A 17,265-nucleotide genomic window follows, 5' to 3' on the forward strand; every position below is an offset into this window, starting at 1 on the left:
ATGCTATCAATCAGGCAATTAAACGCCATAGCACCACAATGCCTGCCAGAATCAGGAATATCACGGCCACTGGCCAGGGTAATTGGGTAGCCGTTATCAGCAGGGTTAAAAAGCCACTGGCGGCAATCCAGTCACGGCGGCGGGTTTGCTGGATGTCCAGACGCATTTGCTGTAACTCACGCCATTGGCGATCCTGCCATGCCCCTTGCTGGCGCAGGTTATGCAGACTATCAATCAGCAAGGCGGGCAAATCGGTTGCGCCCATCAGCATGTCAGGAATTTGCTGGCCCAGTTCCTTAAGGCTGTTCATGGGGTTAACATTTTGCTTGACCCACTCGGTTAAAATCGGTTTGGCCAGTTTCCAGATATCCAGTTGTGGATACAGGTCGCGTCCCAGCCCTTCCACATGCACCAACGTCTTGAGCAGTAACATGAGCTGGGGCGGAATTTCCAGATGATGGCGACGGGCAATATCCATCACCTGCACCAGAATACCAGCAAAATCCAGTTGATCCATGGGCTTGGAGATCATGGGACCGACAGTGCGGCGCATTTCACGTGCCAGGGTATTTTGATCCGTACCTGCCGGAATCCAGCCTGCCTGATGCACAATTTGAATAAGTTGCTCAAAGTTATTATTCATTACTGCTAGTAGCAGGCGAGCCACCGTCATCTGGTCACTTTTGGATAACTCGCCCACAATGGCGCAGTCGAGGGCAATAAAGCGTGGATTTTGCGGGTTGAGGGTTTCAACAAACACATTGCCCGGATGCATGTCGGCATGGAAAAAATTGTCGCGAAACACCTGGGTAAAAAAGATGGTCAAGCCCTTTTCGCCCAGCATGGCACGATCCATGCCCAACCGCTCAAAGGTTTCAATATCGGATACCGGCACACCACTAATGCGCTCAGCCACCATCACATCCTTGGTGGCCGTATAGACTTCCGGTACATACATCATGCTGGACCCCATAAAATTATGGCGCATCTGCATGGTGTTGGCTGCTTCCAGACTTAAATCCAGCTCGTTTAAAATCACCTGTCGATAGTCACTAATGACTTGAACCAGATGCAGGGCACGTGCAGCTTCAAGGCGTGCTTCCAGCCAGTGACCCAGCCAATTGAGGATTTCAAAATCCTTGATGATTTGCGGACGAATTGCCGGGCGGACAATTTTAACAATCACTTCACGGCCATCATGCAAGGCTGCTGTATGCACTTGTGCAATTGAGGCAGCAGCCAGCGGCGCATCATCAAAGCGGGCAAACAGGGTTTCAATCTTAGCATTGAGCGATGTTTCGACCTGTTGCCGGGCAATATCGGTGGCAAATGGTGTAACCCGATCCTGAAGCTGTACCAGTTGCACCAACAGCTCAGGTGGAATTAAGTCGCGGCGGGTAGACAACAGTTGCCCAAGCTTAACAAACAACGGCCCCATTTCTTCCAGTGCATGCTTGAGACGCAACGGGTCCTTGCTGGCCCGGCTGGTCCATGCCGCTGGATGCAACTTGATGAGCTGAACAAGCGGACGTGCCTTGGCCGGAAGTTCTTCCTCCGGGATCAGGGTATCCAGCCGATGATGTGCGGCCAGTTGCCAGAGTTCAAGCAAGCGGGAAAAATGCGGAATCATTGGCTGTCGTCCTAAAGTTTTTACTGTTGCTGCTGTTCTTGCTGTTGCCGGGTTTGCTGCGCTAAGGATAGCGATGCGGTAGATGGTGTAGTGGCCTGTTCAGGCTTTGCTGGCATATCCAGCTTAGGTTGAGTGTGTTGCTCAACTTTTCGTTGCAGTTGCTGAAGTTTGGCCTGGGCACGTTCAATATCCTGACGCAGGTTACGGACATTGTTTTTAAACTGGTCCATTTGCCAGCGGGCTACAAATAGCTGGCTATCCTCACTAATCGCTTCGCTGCCATGGCTGGCCACACTGGAGGCCATGCGGCTAAACACCTGCCGGGTCTGGCTAATGGCATTGCCCAGCTGTCCGGCGGGAATCGCACCAATCCATGGACTTAAGCGGCTGGCTAGATCAGGCTGCGCCTGCGCCAGAATGCGTTGCAACTGCTGGAGCAGGCTCATGTCGCCCTGCAATGGAATATTACCGGTTGCACCTGCTTGAGCAGTCATTAATTTGCCCAGTTCAACCAGATTGGCCACGTGCAAGGTGGTGGTGGCCTGTTCTGGTGCCTGTAATGGATCATGCACCGGATCATAGGGCCGCTGTTCAAAAATACTGGTTTTACGCTCGGGCATGCCCAGTGCTGTAGGGTTTAAGCGTACTTTGTCCTGGTCAAACCAGACATCCACCGACAGTTGCGGCGAATCAATCACCACGCGCAGCAGTTTACCGGCCAGTCCGTTAAGTTGCTGGCGGGTGGCAGCATCAAGGTCAATCCACTGGTTAAACAGGGTTTCTACGGTACCAAGCGCAAGTACAGCAAGCATGATGATTTCCTTAAAACAAGGTCAGCCTGGTATGCATCGAGGGCATGTTAAGGCTTTAAAGAAATAATTAAGGTTTGTCGTTTAAATGGGACAAATGGCGCTGCCATGCAAGAAAAACCATCTTGCAAAGCTGGGCTTCTCATCGCAAAACTCGATTTATAACAGCTATAAGTTAATAGGGGAATCATGAGCAGTTCTCTTATTAAATTATTGAAGTCCTATCCCGAAACTACAACGCTGCCTTTGGCTTGCACAGCAGCGTGGCTTGCGCTCGGGTAAATGAAGAACACTGTTCTGCAAGACGAAGTGGTTTCACTTATCCTCTTACTTCTGGCATAGCCTTCGGTGTTGCGCTCGGGTTGAGTAATACTCAACTTATCCTCGCTCATTACTTAAAGCCGCGATGCAGCGCCACAATACCACCAGTCATGTTGTGATAATCACAGCTCTGGAAGCCTGCATTTTCCATCATTTGCTTTAAGGTGCGCTGGTCAGGGTGCATGCGGATAGATTCGGCCAGATAGCGATAGCTTTCAGAGTCATTGGCTACCAGCTTGCCCATCACGGGCAAGGCAGTAAAGGAATACAGGTCATACAGGCGTGATAACGGCTCAAATACCGGCTTGGAAAATTCAAGCACCAGCAGGCGACCACCCGGCTTGAGCACCCGGTACATGGCACGCAGGGCAGCGTCCTTGTCGGTGACATTGCGCAGGCCAAAACTGATGGTCACCAGATCAAAGCTTTCATCGGCAAAGGGTTCGAGGGTTTCAGCATTGGCCAGTACAAAATCCACATTGGTACAGCCTTTGTCAATCAGGCGGTCACGGCCTACATTGAGCATGGATTCATTGATATCAGACAACACCACGTGACCCTGTGGTCCTACTTCGCGGCTAAAGGCCAGCGCCAGATCGCCCGTACCACCTGCAATATCCAGCACCTGCTGGCCACGCCGTACGCCGGACAGATTAATGGCAAAGCGCTTCCACAAGCGGTGAATCCCGAATGACATCAAATCATTCATCAGGTCATATTTGGCTGCCACTGAATGAAAGACTTCTGCCACTTTTTGCTGTTTCTCTTCCACATCCACGGTCTTGTAGCCAAAATGGGTGGTTGATCCCAGATTGCGGTGGTCAGCACCCTTAGGCAGACTTTGTTGCTGGCCCTGTGGAGTGCCTTGCGGTAAGGGCTGGCTTAAAAAGGGAGAGTTGGCATTGGCGGCATTATTGCTGTCTTGCGCAGGTGTATTTTGTGGGGAAGGATTGTTATTGGGATTATTAAGGTTATTATGGGTGCTATTGTTGCTGTCAGACATGGGTAAAACTCCCTAATAAGCTGGTAAATGCAGTAAAATAAACATAAACAATGCTGCCGATCATGCCAGATTTTAGATTGTGTTGCTGGCCTAAACTGCAAAAAAATACATTAATTTAATGACTAAAGTGAACAGGTTTCATAACTTTAAGCAGTGCTCGACATTACACCATTGCCCACTTTAGTCATCTGGCGTTGATCATCCAGAGCGCCTGCTGCATTGTAAAGTCCTGATGATGGCTACCAGTAATTGACATGCGATCAGGCAAATGGATAGGGGTCGCCCGCATGAACCTTGTCAATAATTTCACGTTCCTTGGCAGTAAAGGTATTTACAAATTCCTGTGCTGATGACAGTGGTTTCATGGCCTCAAAGCCTTCTTCCACAAAGTCATACATGGGGCCAACCTTGTATTTATAGGCCAGTCCTTTTGCCATCTTAAAAGCAGCCTTGACCATGCGCGAGCGTACATATTTATCCAGACTAATGCCCAGCTCATCCAGCAGTGCCATCTGGCGCAAGCGGGGTTCACGCTGATCCAGCTTAAGGTAGGCGCGGCGCATGATGTCATCATTGAGTGGCATGGTGGGCGCGTAAGTGTTGAGCAGTTCAACCGCAAGCTCCTGATCCAGCCGGATTGCCAGTACAGCAAGTTCTACTCCGGAAAAACCTGTACGGATGGCGGAGTCGGGAATAATTTTTTCAACCATGCCAGCATTATTGATCAACCGGGCAATCTGTCCAGCCAGTACATCAAAATCAGGGCCACCATACAGGCGGTTTAAAAAATACTGGGTCATTAAGTGATGTTCTGGCACTGCAAAAAAATCATGGTGAGTTTTTTTCATGCGTTCTTTTTGCCAGCTTTGTACATCGTTCAAACGCTTGGCCAGTATTGGGTCCTGATGAAAATCCATTGCATGAAAAACTTCGAGTTGCTGTTGCAGTGCATCAAACTTTGACATAAAAAATCATGACATTAAAATAACATGGTGACGAAGCATAACCGATTTTTCTAAGCACGGAATCATCCGGACGTGCCAAAATTGTGCATCAAGCCTGTGCAAGCTGACAATTTTGGCCAAAAGGCATGGGGTGTCCCTGATAAATACGCTGCAATACCTGCTTTTCATCAGCGATAAACTGCTCAAAAAAAATGTTACTGCGATCAGTACTGCGAATAGCTGCAAATGCCTCGGCCAGATAATCATATAAAAAGTTAAATTCACGCCGATAAGCCGTGCGCCGCGCCAGCCGGAAAGCGCTTTGAGTCAAAAAACTTCGACCATACTGATGAAAAGCCTGACTTATTTTTCTAAGTAGTATCAGCTGCTTAATGCGATCATTATATTGTTGCAGTGTTAGCATGGCCTGATGGATGCTGTCATCATCAATGATGGTAATGCCTTGATCGAGCAAATGCTGAGCAACCTGTTCATCCAGCTTTAATGTCAGGTAGGCCAGCCTGAAGGCAGAAATAGCAGCGCTAAGTACACCTTCAGGCAAAAAGCGATCCAGCTTGATTTTTTCTTTTAGCGCCTTGTCCAGTTGCTTTGCTAACTCATTCAAGTCATGCATATTATAGAGGCGATCTAATAAAAAACTGGCAAGACGCTGATATTGAAGCTGACTAAATAAAGGCTGATGCATGCGTTGCATACGCTGCTTTTGCCAATGCTGAACTGCTGTTAAATAATGGGAAACATCGCGGTTACGATGAAGCTGGAGGCGTTTATAATATCTGAGCTGCTTGGATAAAGTGACAATAGCTGACATAAAACCAGTGAAGAAAACGACATAATGCCAGCATACTCAACTTTTAGAATTTTAATGTAAAAAAAGGATAAAGCCATGTCAGAAAAAATGCCCATGTCGCCCGCTGGTCAAAAACAGGCTCTTCAGAGGCGGACTGTACGCAAGCCAGCAATTCATAAGCCAACAGTGGATCATTCCAAAGCGCAAGAAAAATTAGACCAGCCACAATCAGCCAGCAGTATAAAACCGGCTGTACCTGCACTTACCCACATTGAGCCGGATGCATTAAATCTGGCCTTGTTAAAAGCCCAGTTGCAGTTGCGCGCCAGTAGTCAAAATGTTAAGCAGCCTCAGCCTGGCAAAAGCCTGCTGATTCTGGTGGGCGGTATTGAACTGGCTGGCAAGGGGGAAGCCGTCATCCAGTTACGGGAATGGATGGACCCGCGTTATCTAAAGGTCAAGGCCAGCTTGTCCAAACCCTTGGCCAGCAACCAGCCGTTCTGGCAGGATTATGTGGATGCCATTCCAGCATGCGGGCAAATTGCCGTGCTGTTTGGCAATTGGTATGGTGACCTGCTGTACAGTGGCCTGCATGAAAGCCAGTTTAATACGCGTCAGTTTCAGCAGGCAGTGCTGCAAATGCGCGAGTTTGAGCAGGATCTGGCCGCTAATGGCGTGACTGTAATCAAGTGCTGGTTTGATATTTCATGGAATTGCCTGCAACAGCGCCTGAACAAGCTGGATGCCAGTGCCCGGCAATGGCAGCAACTGCATGGGCTGGACTGGCGCGACCAGCAGCAGTACCGCAGAATTCAGCGCTTGCGCAAACAGTTTACCGACGACTGGTTTATCATCAATGGTGAAAACAGCCAGCAGCGTGATTTGGAATTCGGCCATCTGGTGCTAGATGCATCAAACACCGCGTTACCGGTACCGCAGATTGCAAATTGCTGGCAACAGGCCAGTATTCCAGCCATGTTGTTAAAACCTGCGCAACAAAAGCTGGAAAAGCAGCAATATAACGTGGAGCTGGCACAGCTTCAGCAACAGGTGGCGCAATTGCTACGCCAGTATATGCTGTATTCATCCGTAGTCATTGTGTTTGAAGGGATGGATGCTGCTGGCAAGGGCGGCGCAATCAAGCGCGTGGTCGCGCCACTGGACCCGCGCGAGTATGAGATTCATAGTATTGCTGCGCCGGATTCTTTCGAAAAACGCCATCCGTACTTATGGCGCTTCTGGACACGCCTGCCCAGACCGGGCGGCATGACTATTTTTGATCGCTCATGGTATGGTCGCGTGCTGGTTGAACGGGTAGAAAGTTTTGCCAGTAACGCTGAGTGGCAGCGCGCTTATGATGAGATCAACCACTTTGAACAACAACTTAGTGACAGCGGAATACTGGTGATCAAATTCTGGCTGGGCATTAGTGAAAAGGAACAGCTCAAGCGCTTTCAGGCCCGCGAGGTTAATCCGCACAAGCAATATAAAATTACTGATGAGGATTGGCGCAATCGCAAAAAATGGCAGCAATATCTGGAGGCCGCAGCGGATATGCTCCAGCGTACCGATAGTTCTCAGGCGCCATGGGCCGTTATTGCCACCAATGATAAAAAAACCGCACGCATTGCTGTGCTAAGCCACATGGTCAATCAGCTTGAAGAAAGGTTAAAAACAATGACCAAATCACTCCGGAAGCCAAAACCAGCCACCCAGCAGCCTGATCCGGCAAACGCTAACCAGACTCCGGTAGCTCATCAGTTGGAAGAATGAAGTATTTCCCAGCTTAAGCCAAAACGAGCCAGATACTTTTTAACCCGGTCGCTGTCGTTGGTGGTGCTGCGTTGTTCGCGTGATACGGCAAACAGCTGGCGTCCGGCTTCGGCCATGGTTTTGCTATTTTGACAAACCTGAATCACGCCAAGTAGTTGAATCTTATCAAACTCATCAATTTGCATGAGTTGTTCGTTGCTTAAAAGTTGTGCTAAAAGGGCAGCATCTGTGGATAACTTCTGGTTTTTCCACAGTGCATTTTCCCCAAGTGCAGGGTCTGTTGCATCAGTTTTCCACAATTGCTTAAGGCGCTCAATTTCCTGCGTAACATCAGGCAGGTTAATGCGGGAGCCATTGGCCAGCGTTGCCATACGGGTCACACTGGCGGTTAAATCCCGGAAATTGCCTTGCCAGGTGGCTTGTTCCGATTTTGCAAATTTGAGATACACATCCAATGCGTCGCGGTTAAACCGTAACTGGCGCTGGTGCAGGTTGGCAAAGCGTTGCAGTTCAAACTGCACATTGGGTGCAATATCCTCGCTGCGGTCTTTTAGCGCAGGCAAAAAGAATGTCCAGGTATTCAGGCGTGCCCATAAATCCTCACGAAAACGTCCCGCTTTAACTTCCTGACGCAAATCACAATTGGTGCCTGCAATTAACTGGAAATCGGCCTGAATTTCCTTGTCACTACCAACTGGAAAAAAGATTTTATCTTCCAGTGCCTTGAGCAGCATGGCTTGTTCATCGGCACCCAGTTCGCCAATTTCATCCAGAAATAAAATGCCGCCATCGGCACTTTTGAGTAATCCCTGCCGTGCGCTGGCTGCCCCGGTAAACGCGCCTTTAACATGACCAAACAACGCCGACATGGCACTATCACCGCGCAGGGTGGCACAATTGACATCAACAAAGCGGCCATTTAAATGAAATTTCTCTTTTTTTAGTTGGTAAATCTGCTTGGCCAGATGCGATTTGCCAGCGCCCGTGGCGCCCATAATTAAAATCGGCGCACTGGAGCGGGTGGCAACCAGTTCTACCTGTTCAATCAGCTGGTTAAAGGCGGCATTGTGTGTGGCAATATTGGCTTTAAGCTGCTGCCAGTTGGCATTTTGCTCATTTTCAAAGCGCTGGTTTAAGGCATCATATTTGGATAAATCCAGATCAATAATCCGGTACTGGCCCTGTGCGGTTTTATTTTCATTGGGCGAGCTTTGGATGAGCTTGGCAGGTAAATAACCGGCTTCAATCAGCAAATACCAGCAAATTTGCGCCACATGCGTGCCTGTGGTGATATGCAGCAAATACTCATATTTTTCAGTGTCAAACTGATAGTTTTTGACAAAGTCATACAGGGCGCCGTAAACATCGGCAAAATCCCATGGATCACGCACACTCACCTTGGCGCCAGTCACCTGTGTTTGCGGTGAAAGCTGTGCCATATCCTCGCTTAAAAAATTCACCAGATTGCGGTGCTGGCGATCATGCAACAGTACCAGCTCATCAATGACCAGATCATCATGCATGAGCAAACTCATGGTTGGCCGCCAGCGCTGCCAGCGATCATCCTTTTTGCCCTGATCCAGCGTTGCGCCGACAAAGCCAATCACCACGGTTTTTTTGTGCGTCATTCCAGTTGGCTAATATTGAGGTGTTGGCTGAATTCTAGCGATAAAACCAGCCAATAAACATGCGCAGCCCGCTTTTTATTCAAGCTTAATAAGTACACGTACAAGCATTGCCCCACACCAGTGATAAACCCGCTAAAATGTCCCCAGTTTTTGCACTATTCTGCGATGTCTATTTTGGGATGTATGGCCATGACCGATATGCTCACGTTTACCTTTTTGGGAACCTCTTCCGGAGTGCCCACCAAAACCCGTAATGTGTCTGGCCTGGCGCTGCAAACCAGTTTGAGCAAAAAATGGCTACTGATTGATGCCGGGGAAGCCACCCAGCACCGCTTGCAGCATACTGGCCTGTCACCGCATGACATGGCTGTAGTCTGTATTACCCATGCGCATGGCGACCATTGCTATGGCTTGCCGGGCTTATTGGCCAGCGCCAGCATGGGCAAGCGCACCGAACCCTTAATTCTGATTGCACCGCAAAACGTACTGGACTGGTTTAACGCCACCGTTAAGCTCACCGACCTGCATTTGTCTTATGAAGTGATTTTGCGTGACAGCAGTAGTGTGCTGGCACAACCAGTTGAATTGATGCATGGGATTTGGGTACAGGCTTATGCGCTGGTACATCGGGTGGAATGCTATGCCTATGCCTTTACCGTGCAGCACAGTCGGCGCAAGTTAAATACCACAGCACTGCAACAACTAGGCCTACCTGCTGGACGTGACTGGAAAGCTTTGCAGCATGGGCAGGATGTAGAATTTAACGGGCAAATTCTGCATAGCCACGATTTTGTGCAAAACCAAACTATGCAGGTTAAAGCAGTGATTGCCGGGGATAATGCGCAACCCGATGTGCTAACGCAGGCCTGCCAGAATGCTGATGTGCTGGTGCATGAAGCCACCTATTTGCAGGCGGTGCTAGATAAGGTGGGGCCGGGGCCAATGCACAGCTCGGCCAAGCTGGTGGCGGAATTTGCCGGATTGGTAAGCTTGCCCAATCTGGTGCTCACGCATTTTAGTCCGCGGCATCATGGTGATGCAGGACAGGCCGCGATTGAACAGGAGGTGAAAACTTATTATCAGGGCACAGTATTTTTAGCTGATGATTTGAAGCGCTATCGCCTGAGTGAGACAGGGATGTTGCAGGAAGTTGCCGAATCAGCAGAACAGAAAAAAGCGTAACCCAATACCAAGCGTTAAAGATCCGGCGAAAAATCAATATCCAGATGCTTTAACAGTTTGCCCAGCAGTCGAAAAGGCCAGCTAATGATCTGAAATAAAAATTCAATGGGTAGGTCAATGAGGTCTAGCCAGTCGTGATTGCTCTTCGTATTACTGTTGCGTCGCCCCGCGCGCTGTCGTTGTGAAGTAGCAGGCTTAATCCAGTAAGCCAATATAATGCAAACTGCAAAGGCCAGTAGAAAAATCCAGTTCCAGTCATCACTAAAAAACCGGATGACACAAAATATGCCTGTAATGAATAAAATTATTGCCACTAGATAGCGGATAAAAACCATAGAAATAATCTCAAATTTATAGGAATCATTGAATTTTTCTTGTGCTTTAACTTAGCAGCTTTTAGTAGCAAAACCAGTAAAATAAATTATAGATTAAAAAATATAATAATAGATTTTATTCTATAAATTTAAAAAATTTGAATTTACCTATTTTTAAATAGAAAATAATTTATGGCTTAATTCAATGATTTTAAATATTTTTATTTTTAATTTAAAAGAAAACTTAAAGCTGGCACAGGCTGTGCAATATATACATGAGCAAATGATAGCAGTATAGAAAATCCCTGCTAAGCCATGAATAACCAGTATTTATTTTAAAATAGGGTAAGACCATGAACACAGCCATTGAGCAATCCATTAATAATTCAGCCCAGTCTTCCGTAGAGTTGTCAGCGCAACCGCACGCTGCTTCCCGTGCCTATAACGTAATTCAAACTGAAAAAACCGTTCCGGTAAAAATGTGGACGCAGGGTGTGAACGTGGATGAAAAGTCCAAGGATCAATTGCTGAAAACTGCACAAATGCCGTTTATTTATAAATGGATGGCGGTGATGCCGGATGTGCATGTGGGGATTGGTGCCACCATTGGTAGTGTGATTCCAACCAAGGGCGCCATTATTCCAGCAGCGGTGGGCGTGGATATTGGTTGCGGAATGATGGCAGTGAAAACCAGCCTGACTGCGTCCGATTTGCCAGATAACCTGCATGCGCTACGGACAGAACTGGAGCGTTTGATCCCGCACGGGATGAGTCCAAAAAATCGCGGCCGTGACCGGGGATCATGGGAAAATGCACCAGACCGGATGGATCAGGTTTGGGCTGAGCTGGCGGCGGATTTTGAGCTGATTTGTGCCAAGCATCCGCGCCTGAAAAATACTAACAACCGCAAGCATCTGGGAACGCTGGGAACCGGCAACCACTTTGTGGAAGTGTGCCTGGATGAATATCAGGGCGTGTGGATTATGCTGCACTCCGGTTCGCGCGGTGTGGGAAATGCCATTGGGACGCATTTTATTGAGCTGGCGCGTAAAGACATGCAAAAGCATTTTATTAACCTGCCCGATAAAGACCTTGCGTATCTGGTTGAAGGCACCGAGCATTTTGATGATTACTGGTTTGCGGTGGGCTGGACGCAGCGTTTTGCCCTGAAAAACCGTGAACTAATGATGGAATCTGCCATTAAAGCACTGGCCACCATTATTCCAAAACCGTTTAATGCCAAGGTGGAAGCAGTGAATTGTCACCATAATTATGTGGACCGCGAAACTCACTATGGTGAAGAAGTGCTGGTGACCCGTAAGGGCGCGGTGCGTGCGCGATTGGGTGAATACGGGATTATTCCGGGTTCGATGGGTGCCAAGTCATTTATTGTGCGTGGTCTTGGTAATCAGGAATCGTTTTGTTCCTGCTCGCATGGCGCTGGCCGACTGATGAGCCGTACCGAAGCCAAAAAACGCTTTACCGTGCAGGATCAAGTTGCGCAAACTGAAGGCGTGGAGTGCCGGAAGGACACAGCGGTGATTGATGAAATTCCATCGGCCTATAAACCAATTGAAGATGTGATGAAGGCACAAAGGGATCTGGTAGAGGTGGTCTATACCTTGCGGCAGGTGGTGTGTGTGAAGGGATGATGGTTCGACAAGCTCACCAACCGTGGTTCGACACTTCCTCTAAGGCTGTCGAAAGTTGGTTTCTGAGTTTGCCAAAGGACACTAACTATCCAAGGATGCTAGCCGGTTCCCTGAGCTTGCCGAAGGGCAGTGCCCGGTTTGTGTTGATCCGGTGCCTGAGCTTGTCGAAGGCCGAATAACACACTATTGTTTAACTTACTAATAAAAATGCCGAATGCAATCCATGAACGCTTATATGTACATACTGAGATGTGCTGATGATAGTTATTATGTAGGCAGTACCACAAATCTGGAAGCTCGCCTTTATCAGCATCAAATGGGTGAAGGGTCAAATCATACCAAGAAGCATTTACCAGTAACCTTGGTGTACTGTGAGGAATTTGAGCGGATTGATGGAGCGTTTGCACGAGAGAAGCAGGTGCAAAAGTGGCGACGGCAAAAGAAGGAAGCACTTATCAATCATGAGTTTGAGAAGTTGCCAGAGCTTTCAATGTCAAGGTCGTCTAGGGCTTCGACAAGCTCAGCCACCGAGTACGGGGTGTAGTCCGATTGGTTTAGACGAGTTCAGCCATCGGTTCCGCATGCTCAACTCCTGAATCAACACAAGTTTAAGCACTGCCTTTCAATGGTTGGTGCCTTTCGACAGGCTTACGGGACGTGTCGAACTACAAGCTCAGCCAGCGTCTAACAAGCTTAGCAATCCATTGCAGAATATTTGAGGACAACTAAAATGAAACTCGCAGAAGCCTTATTACTGCGTAGCGACCAGCAAAAAAAGCTGGCATCAATGAAACAGCGTATCAACGCCAACGTGCTGGTACAGGAAGGCGATACGCCATCGGAAGACCCGAATGAACTGATGCAACAGGTCTTTGCCTTAACCCATGAAACCCAGGGGCTGATTTTGCAGATTCACCGCACCAATGCGCAGGCAAAACTGGGCGATGGACGCCTGCTGCTAGAGCTTTTAATGCAGCGTGATGAACTGGCAGAGCGGCATAAAATTATCACCGGGGCCATTGCCAGTACGCACCGTGAGCCGGATCGCTATAGCGCGCGAAATCAAATGGCAAAAAGTGATACCCGTCGCTAGCCTGCAAAAACAGGCTGATGATATTAGCGCCAAATTGCGAGATTTGAATATTACAATTCAGGCTGCTAACTGGCAGATTGATGTGGTTTAACTAACCACGTAAAGAATTTTGCGCATTGCAATTGTGGTGGGCAATACCGTTTAGAACATACTGAGCGAGTGCAAGACCCCCGTAATTCCCGTCTGAGGGGTTGAACAAATATCAGAGGGCTATGGCGCGCGGTGAGCTCGTGCACAACTTTGCATATGGCAAGCTCAGCACCTTGCACGATTCAAGCCTTTGCCTAACCCGCAAAGTCACTTGTAACCCAGCACTACCATGCACTGACAGTATGTTCTTTTATTTAAACTTAATGATAAAACAAATTAATTAGAGAAAAGCAATGACAACAATCATCGATATTGATGGTTCACAAGGGGAAGGGGGCGGCCAGATTTTGCGTACTGCACTATCGCTGTCCATGATTACGGGCAAGCCGTTCCGGCTGGTCAATATCCGCGCTGGCCGTAAAAAGCCCGGCTTAATGCGCCAGCATCTGGTTTGTGTGCAGGCGGCCCAGCGCATCAGTAATGCCAGCGTGCAGGGCGATGAGCTGCACAGCCAGCAGCTTGAATTTTTCCCGCAAGGCATTCAGGCCGGGCAGTATGACTTTAATATTGGAACGGCAGGCAGCACCATGCTGGTATTGCAAACCCTGCTGCCTGCCCTGTTGCTTCAGGAGAAGTCCAGCCGGATTAGTATTCAGGGCGGCACGCATAATCCTATGGCACCGACTGCTGATTTTATCCAGCAATGCTTTTTACCGACAATTTCCAGGATGGGCATTGACGTTGAATTTGAGGTAGAACAAGCCGGATTTTTCCCGATTGGTGGCGGTAAGGTCACTGCCACTATCCAGCCCTGGCAAAACCGGCAAAGCCTGGATTTAACCAAGCGTGGTGAAGTGCAGGCAGTTAATTCTTATGCCGGTGTGTTGAATTTAACCGATGATATTGCCAAACGCGAAATGGCCGTGCTGCAAGATCAATTATCGCCTAGTCACAGCCAGCAGGTTTATTTAAAAGGCATTAGTCAGGGCAATACGGCTTATGTTGCTGTACACAGTGAGCAGCATTGTCAGCTGTTTACCGCACTAGGCGAAATGCGCAAAAGTGCCGAACGGGTTGCGCATGATCTAGCGCGCGAGGTGAAAAATTACCTGAAAAGTAATGCGGTCGTAGATGAGCATTTGGCGGATCAGTTGTTACTGCCGCTGGCCTTGGGCAATGGTGGCACATTTACCGCACAGTGCATAAGCGAACATACCCGCACCCAAGCCGCCATGATTCAAAAATTTCTGGATTGTGAGATTAAATTCGCTACCACAATAGATGGCACAGACCTGATTACTGTCATTGCTAGTCATTAAATCTAAAGCGCTAAAAAGACAATTCATGTTATATCTTTAGCGCAATCACAATAAATTGAATTAAGAAATTTTGTGATAAGAATCTTGCAATAAAAACTGTAGATCAAAAAAACTACAGCAAGAAAGTTTTGGGGAATTCATGAACGTAAATCATTTGCTGGTGGCACTGGTGGCTGCACTGGTGTTTATTGTGGGCGGTACATGGCTTTATACCAGCATATCCAACGAGCAGCACCGTGCCAAGCTGGCCGCAGCGCACGCTGCCATGCAGGATCATTCGCCGGTTTATACCACTGTTCAGATTAAGATGCAGGGACAGGGCAGGGAAATTACCTTAAAAGGTGTGTTTGAGTCGGTCGATGCTGAACACTGCTTTAATGAGCAGCAGAAAAGTTCTTCTTTAATGGGCAACTATCAGCAACGCTGCAATAGTGAGCTTAGCTGTCAGTCAGTTAAGCTGTCATCTTGCAGCACCTTTGTAGAAGCAAACTATAAGGATATGCTGAATAAAAAACCAGCGCCCACACGCTATGTGCATTTGCAAAATGCTCAGAACCCTAAAGAGCGTGGCGTTTTAGTATTTTGGGGCTTAAACAGCAGCGAAGCTGATGATTTTTGTACGCATATGACCAAACAACGTGTGCCCGAATACATTGAAATGGCCTGTATTTAACCAACGATTGAATAGGCAAAAAACAGCTTATGTACTGATAGGCTTAATCTAAATACAGACTAAGCCTATCGAAATACTTTTAATTTGTATCATCTTCTACTAAGAAACCGCCACTCTGGTGCGTCCAGAGCCGCGCATAAATCCCATTTTTGGCCAGCAATTCCTGATGAGTGCCCTGTTCCACAATTTGTCCCTGATCCATCACAATCAGCCGATCCATGGCTGCAATGGTAGACAATCGATGGGCAATGGCAATTACGGTTTTGCCCTGCATCAGCTTGTACAGACTATGCTGAATAGCTGCTTCCACTTCCGAATCCAGCGCGCTAGTGGCTTCATCCAGCAGTAGAATGGGTGCATCTTTTAGCATCACGCGGGCAATCGCAATGCGTTGACGCTGGCCACCTGATAGTTTAACCCCACGCTCGCCCACATGGGCATCAAAGCCGGTACGGCCATTGGGGTCAGTCAGGTGAGCAATAAATTCATCGGCTTCGGCTTGCTGGGCAGCGGCAATCAGTTCAGCCTCGCTGGCATCCGGCTTGCCATAAAGGATATTTTCACGTACCGAACGATGCAGTAGTGAGGTGTCTTGCGTCACCATGCCAATTTGAGCGCGCAAACTGTCTTGGGTAACCTGCGCAATATCCTGCCCATCAATCAGAATACGCCCCTGTTGCGGCTCATAAAAATGCAGCAGCAGGTTAATCAGGGTCGATTTACCCGCGCCGGAACGTCCCACCAGTCCAATTTTTTCACCAGCCTGAATATCCAGATTCAGGTGAGATAAAATCGGTTTGTCCGGGCTATAGGCAAAGCTGACGTTGTCAAATTGCACCCGGCTTTGCGTCACTTTTAAGGTGGTGGCATTGGGTTTGTCTTCAATTAGTTGCGGCTTGGTCAGGGTGTTAATGCCATCCTGTACGGTGCCAATATTTTCAAACAGGGATGAAATTTCCCACATGATCCACTGGGCAAAACCATTTAAGCGCAAGGCCATGGCTGTGGTTGCTGCAACAGCGCCAATGCCCAGCGCTGAATTTGACCACAACCACAGTGCCACACCGGAAGTTGATAAAATCAAAAATGCATTGAGGCACTGGTTGGTGAGTTGCAGCCACGTGACCAGCCGCATTTGCTGGTGTACCGTCACCAGAAAATCATCCATGGATTCACGGGCATAATCTGCTTCACGCCCAGCATGCGAAAACAGCTTCACGGTTTGAATGTTGGTGTAGGCATCAGTCACCCGGCCAACCATATTGGAGCGGGCATTGGCCTGTGACTTGGCAATGGCACCCAGCCGCGGCAGGAAATAATACATACTTAGACTGTAGGCAGTGAGCCAGATAAAAAATGGCACCAGCATCCACAGGCTAAATGAGCCCATCACCAGACTCAAGGTGACAAAATACACCAGCATAAAGGCCAGAATATCAGCAGCCAGCATCCATACGTCCCGCACCGCCAGTGAGGTTTGCATCACTTTGGTGGCAATGCGTCCGGCAAAGTCATCGCTAAAAAAGCCAAGACTTTGACTTAACACTTGGCGGTGAAAGTTCCAGCGCAGCCGCATGGGGAAAGTACCCAGCAAGCCCTGATGCTTGATCAGCGATTGCAAGCCCACCAGCAAAATACTGCCCACAATTACAGCAGCCAATATGCCCAGACGCATGCCTTCCTTTTGCCATAATAGGGCAGGCTCAACATGACTGAGCCAGTCCACCATTTTGCCCATCATGGCAAACAGCATGGCTTCAAAAATGCCAATAATGGCAGTGAGGACGGTGAGGCCAATAATCAGCCCGCGTGTGCCTTTGGTGGCCTGCCAGATAAAGGCAAAAAACTGTTGCGGTAACAGCGGTGGTGGTGCATCAGGATAGGGATGAATCCGCTTTTCAAACCAGCTAAACATGAAATGTCCTTGAAAGTGTGTAACCCGAGAAGCCTAAGATAAAGAATAACGCCAGTCGGCTCACAGCGTGTTAACTGATCAATACAGCATTAATGAATGAAAGACTGC

The 17,265-nt window shown here is 48.3% G+C and carries 14 protein-coding genes and 1 pseudogene; 7 read left to right on the top strand and 8 right to left on the bottom strand.

Annotated features, from left to right (window positions below; translation table 11 throughout):
• Window positions 1-10: 10 nt before the first annotated feature.
• The 5 genes from Q337_RS0115875 to Q337_RS0115895 form a co-directional block, all read right to left on the bottom strand.
• Entirely contained in the window at window positions 11-1,630 is a 1,620-nt protein-coding gene (locus Q337_RS0115875) for an ABC1 kinase family protein (RefSeq protein WP_026472422.1), read from the bottom strand.
• A gap of 20 nt (window positions 1,631-1,650) precedes the next feature.
• Window positions 1,651-2,442 (bottom strand): ubiquinone biosynthesis accessory factor UbiJ, encoded by a 792-nt coding sequence (locus tag Q337_RS18135; protein ID WP_051526954.1) that lies wholly within the window; start codon window positions 2,440-2,442, stop codon window positions 1,651-1,653.
• Window positions 2,443-2,830: 388 nt separating this feature from the next.
• The gene (gene ubiE / locus Q337_RS0115885; RefSeq protein WP_026472423.1) at window positions 2,831-3,763 is read right to left on the bottom strand and encodes a bifunctional demethylmenaquinone methyltransferase/2-methoxy-6-polyprenyl-1,4-benzoquinol methylase UbiE; all 933 of its coding nucleotides are present in this window, start codon (window positions 3,761-3,763) and stop codon (window positions 2,831-2,833) included.
• A 260-nt stretch (window positions 3,764-4,023) separates the two neighbouring features.
• Entirely contained in the window at window positions 4,024-4,728 is a 705-nt protein-coding gene (locus Q337_RS0115890) for an FFLEELY motif protein (protein WP_026472424.1), read from the bottom strand.
• Window positions 4,729-4,816: 88 nt separating this feature from the next.
• Window positions 4,817-5,539 (bottom strand): FFLEELY motif protein, encoded by a 723-nt coding sequence (locus Q337_RS0115895; protein ID WP_026472425.1) that lies wholly within the window; start codon window positions 5,537-5,539, stop codon window positions 4,817-4,819.
• 75 nt (window positions 5,540-5,614) lie between these two features.
• Here Q337_RS0115895 and Q337_RS18140 point away from each other — a divergent pair, with 75 nt between their 5' ends.
• Window positions 5,615-7,291, top strand: coding sequence for a phosphate--AMP phosphotransferase (locus Q337_RS18140; RefSeq protein WP_228133150.1), 1,677 nt, complete (start codon window positions 5,615-5,617; stop codon window positions 7,289-7,291).
• Here Q337_RS18140 and rtcR read toward each other — a convergent pair.
• Entirely contained in the window at window positions 7,276-8,919 is a 1,644-nt protein-coding gene (gene rtcR / locus Q337_RS0115905; protein WP_026472426.1) for an RNA repair transcriptional activator RtcR, read from the bottom strand. The two genes, Q337_RS18140 and rtcR, sit on opposite strands and share 16 nt — an antisense overlap.
• A gap of 198 nt (window positions 8,920-9,117) precedes the next feature.
• On the opposite strand from rtcR, the gene Q337_RS0115910 reads away from it, so the two are divergent.
• A complete protein-coding gene (locus Q337_RS0115910; protein ID WP_026472427.1) occupies window positions 9,118-10,101 on the top strand; it encodes a ribonuclease Z in 984 nt (327 codons plus the stop codon).
• A 14-nt stretch (window positions 10,102-10,115) separates the two neighbouring features.
• On the opposite strand, the gene Q337_RS0115915 is transcribed toward Q337_RS0115910, so the two are convergent.
• Window positions 10,116-10,436 (bottom strand): hypothetical protein, encoded by a 321-nt coding sequence (locus tag Q337_RS0115915; RefSeq protein ID WP_026472428.1) that lies wholly within the window; start codon window positions 10,434-10,436, stop codon window positions 10,116-10,118.
• Window positions 10,437-10,894: 458 nt separating this feature from the next.
• On the opposite strand from Q337_RS0115915, the gene Q337_RS0115925 reads away from it, so the two are divergent.
• The 5 genes and pseudogenes from Q337_RS0115925 to Q337_RS0115945 all read left to right on the top strand — a co-directional run bounded on the left by Q337_RS0115925 (window position 10,895) and on the right by Q337_RS0115945 (window position 15,242).
• Window positions 10,895-12,067, top strand: a complete 1,173-nt coding sequence (locus Q337_RS0115925; RefSeq protein WP_228133157.1) for an RtcB family protein — start codon at window positions 10,895-10,897, stop codon at window positions 12,065-12,067.
• A gap of 235 nt (window positions 12,068-12,302) precedes the next feature.
• On the top strand, window positions 12,303-12,611 hold the full coding sequence (locus Q337_RS19415; protein WP_407636796.1) for a GIY-YIG nuclease family protein: 309 nt from the start codon (window positions 12,303-12,305) through the stop codon (window positions 12,609-12,611).
• 186 nt (window positions 12,612-12,797) lie between these two features.
• Window positions 12,798-13,251, top strand: a pseudogene (locus Q337_RS18145) (DIP1984 family protein).
• Between the two features lie 292 nt (window positions 13,252-13,543).
• Window positions 13,544-14,569, top strand: coding sequence for an RNA 3'-terminal phosphate cyclase (gene rtcA, locus Q337_RS18150; RefSeq protein WP_051526955.1), 1,026 nt, complete (start codon window positions 13,544-13,546; stop codon window positions 14,567-14,569).
• 139 nt (window positions 14,570-14,708) lie between these two features.
• Window positions 14,709-15,242, top strand: a complete 534-nt coding sequence (locus tag Q337_RS0115945; RefSeq protein ID WP_026472431.1) for a hypothetical protein — start codon at window positions 14,709-14,711, stop codon at window positions 15,240-15,242.
• A gap of 79 nt (window positions 15,243-15,321) precedes the next feature.
• On the opposite strand, the gene Q337_RS0115950 is transcribed toward Q337_RS0115945, so the two are convergent.
• On the bottom strand, window positions 15,322-17,157 hold the full coding sequence (locus tag Q337_RS0115950) for an ABC transporter ATP-binding protein (protein WP_026472432.1): 1,836 nt from the start codon (window positions 17,155-17,157) through the stop codon (window positions 15,322-15,324).
• Window positions 17,158-17,265 lie beyond the last annotated feature (108 nt).

The sequence above is a fragment of the Alkanindiges illinoisensis DSM 15370 genome, assembly GCF_000619845.1.
GTDB lineage: Bacteria > Pseudomonadota > Gammaproteobacteria > Pseudomonadales > Moraxellaceae > Alkanindiges > Alkanindiges illinoisensis.

Coding starts and splice junctions, on each gene's coding strand:
- rtcA (WP_051526955.1), top strand. CDS start 13,544: ATGACAACAATCATCGATATTGATGGTTCACAAGGGGAAGGGGGCGGC.
- Q337_RS18135 (WP_051526954.1), bottom strand. CDS start 2,442: ATGCTTGCTGTACTTGCGCTTGGTACCGTAGAAACCCTGTTTAACCAG.
- Q337_RS0115950 (WP_026472432.1), bottom strand. CDS start 17,157: ATGTTTAGCTGGTTTGAAAAGCGGATTCATCCCTATCCTGATGCACCA.
- Q337_RS0115945 (WP_026472431.1), top strand. CDS start 14,709: ATGAACGTAAATCATTTGCTGGTGGCACTGGTGGCTGCACTGGTGTTT.
- Q337_RS0115915 (WP_026472428.1), bottom strand. CDS start 10,436: ATGGTTTTTATCCGCTATCTAGTGGCAATAATTTTATTCATTACAGGC.
- Q337_RS0115910 (WP_026472427.1), top strand. CDS start 9,118: ATGCTCACGTTTACCTTTTTGGGAACCTCTTCCGGAGTGCCCACCAAA.
- Q337_RS0115890 (WP_026472424.1), bottom strand. CDS start 4,728: ATGTCAAAGTTTGATGCACTGCAACAGCAACTCGAAGTTTTTCATGCA.
- Q337_RS19415 (WP_407636796.1), top strand. CDS start 12,303: ATGTACATACTGAGATGTGCTGATGATAGTTATTATGTAGGCAGTACC.
- Q337_RS18140 (WP_228133150.1), top strand. CDS start 5,615: ATGTCAGAAAAAATGCCCATGTCGCCCGCTGGTCAAAAACAGGCTCTT.
- ubiE (WP_026472423.1), bottom strand. CDS start 3,763: ATGTCTGACAGCAACAATAGCACCCATAATAACCTTAATAATCCCAAT.
- Q337_RS0115895 (WP_026472425.1), bottom strand. CDS start 5,539: ATGTCAGCTATTGTCACTTTATCCAAGCAGCTCAGATATTATAAACGC.
- Q337_RS0115925 (WP_228133157.1), top strand. CDS start 10,895: ATGTGGACGCAGGGTGTGAACGTGGATGAAAAGTCCAAGGATCAATTG.
- Q337_RS0115875 (WP_026472422.1), bottom strand. CDS start 1,630: ATGATTCCGCATTTTTCCCGCTTGCTTGAACTCTGGCAACTGGCCGCA.
- rtcR (WP_026472426.1), bottom strand. CDS start 8,919: ATGACGCACAAAAAAACCGTGGTGATTGGCTTTGTCGGCGCAACGCTG.